The sequence below is a fragment of the Pseudonocardia sp. SID8383 genome, from assembly GCF_009864975.1.
In the GTDB taxonomy this organism is placed as follows: Bacteria; Actinomycetota; Actinomycetes; order Mycobacteriales; family Pseudonocardiaceae; genus Pseudonocardia; species Pseudonocardia alni.
In genome coordinates this window covers 1-1,618 of the sequence record NZ_WWFY01000695.1, presented here as the reverse complement: position 1 = coordinate 1,618, position 1,618 = coordinate 1, and the positions used below count along the sequence as shown (strand labels likewise).

Annotated in this window: 3 protein-coding genes; 2 read left to right on the top strand and 1 reads right to left on the bottom strand. The window is 78.6% G+C overall.

From position 1 onward, the window contains the following. Positions 1-278: hypothetical protein (locus GTW08_RS16895; RefSeq protein ID WP_161152207.1), on the top strand; the 278-nt coding region annotated here is incomplete at its 5' end. Between the two features lie 21 nt (positions 279-299). Here the strand turns inward: GTW08_RS16895 and GTW08_RS16890 are convergent. Next, positions 300-1,391: a hypothetical protein gene (locus tag GTW08_RS16890; RefSeq protein ID WP_237453914.1), complete on the bottom strand. Its 1,092-nt coding sequence runs from the start codon at positions 1,389-1,391 to the stop codon at positions 300-302. A gap of 9 nt (positions 1,392-1,400) precedes the next feature. Here GTW08_RS16890 and GTW08_RS31940 point away from each other — a divergent pair. After that, positions 1,401-1,618 (top strand): hypothetical protein (locus GTW08_RS31940; RefSeq protein ID WP_237453913.1); only part of this gene is annotated, 218 nt, incomplete at its 3' end.

Below are 1,618 nucleotides of genomic sequence, written 5' to 3'. Positions count from 1 at the left end.
ACGGCGCCGGGGCCCGGCTGGTGCGCGGCCTGGCCGGCGTGCTCGCCGGCGGGCTGGTCGTGCTCGCCCTCGGGCTGGTCGCCGTGGAGTGGGCGGCCGGGAACAGCGGGGTCCCCGGTCCCGGATCCGGCGCGATCGTCGCGCACGTCGGGGCGGCGGTCGTCGCCGTCGTCGGCCAGGTCGTCGCGGACCGGCGGCGGGACCGCACCGGGTTGCTCGCCGCGCTCGGGGTGGTCGTGACGGCGTCGCTGGTGCTGGGGTTCGGCTGGTTCCTGTAGCCGCGCGGAGCCGACGCCGGCTCAGCCGGCGGGCCCCAGCACGACGAGTTCGTCGCCGCGCAGCTCGACCAGCAGGGTGCCCTGGGTGGCGAGCAGGACCGGCGCGGTGACCGGGCCGCGGTCCACCGGCAGGGTCCGGGCGACGACACCCGTGGCCGGGTCGACGTCGGCGATCCCGCCGGGGACGGGCACGAGCAGCCGGTCGCCGTAGCGGGTCCCGGGGCCCAGCGTGCCGGTCAGGCTCCAGCGCGGCTGGAGGCTGCGGGTCTCCAGCGCGACCGTCGCGCCGCCGGTCCACCAGTAGCGGTGCCGGTCGTCGGCCGTGGTGCGGGCGACGCCGTCGGCGGGGGCGGCGACCGTCGCGCCCGCGTCGACCGGGAACTCGCCGATGCTGCGCCCGGACCGGTCGTAGAGGGCCAGGCGGGGTGCGCCCGGGAGCAGGACGGCGACGCGCTCGGACGACGCGGCGACCACCTGGGCGCCGTCGGTACCGGTGACCGACGACGAGTCGAACGCGGGCCGGTCACCCTCGGTCCCGCTGGGGCGCAGCACCGTCAGCCGCTCGGACGGCTCGCCGGGGCAGCGCTCCAGGATCGCGGCGCGGTCCTCGGCGGCGGCGAAGGAGCGGAACGTGCACCCCGACCGCGGCTGCGAGTCGGGCTCCTCCAGCGCGCGCACCGTGCCGTACTCGGCGGTGCGGACCAGGTCGGAGCGGAAGGTCTCGACGTAGTCCTGGCCGGTCGCGACCACCGGGTCCTGGCCGATCAGCCGGGTGCCGGGCCGGGCGTCGAGGGTCCGGGCCGGTCCACGGGCCCCGGAGTCGGGCTGGAGCGTGGACAGCTCGGAGCAGTACTCGTCGTTGCGGTAGAGCGCGAGCACGCGGCCGTCGGCGAACCCGGTGGTGCACAGCGGCAGGTCACGGGAGTAGCTCCAGCGCTCGGCGCCCGTGCGGGCGTCGTGCCCGGAGACCCGCGACCCCGCGGCGACGACGACGCCGTCCCCGACCGCCAGCGGCACCGGGGTGTCCGGGCTGGCCGCCCGCCACAGCTCGGTGAACCCGGCCGGGACCGGGCCGACCGGCGGCGGTGGGGTGGGCGCGGTCGCTGCCGTCACCGACTCAGTGTGTGCGGCCGGGCTCTGCACGGCGTAGAGCACCGCGACCCCGGCCAGCAGCAGCACGAGCACCGCGGCGACCAGTCGGTCGCCGCGGTGTCGTCGTTCGGCGGGGACGCCCGGGAGCGGGAGCCGGTCCCGCAGGGGTCGGCCGCGCACCACGCGTGGTGTCAGCTGGCGGCCGCGTCGGCCCCGTCGGCGGACTCGCCGCCGCCGGGTCCGCGCCG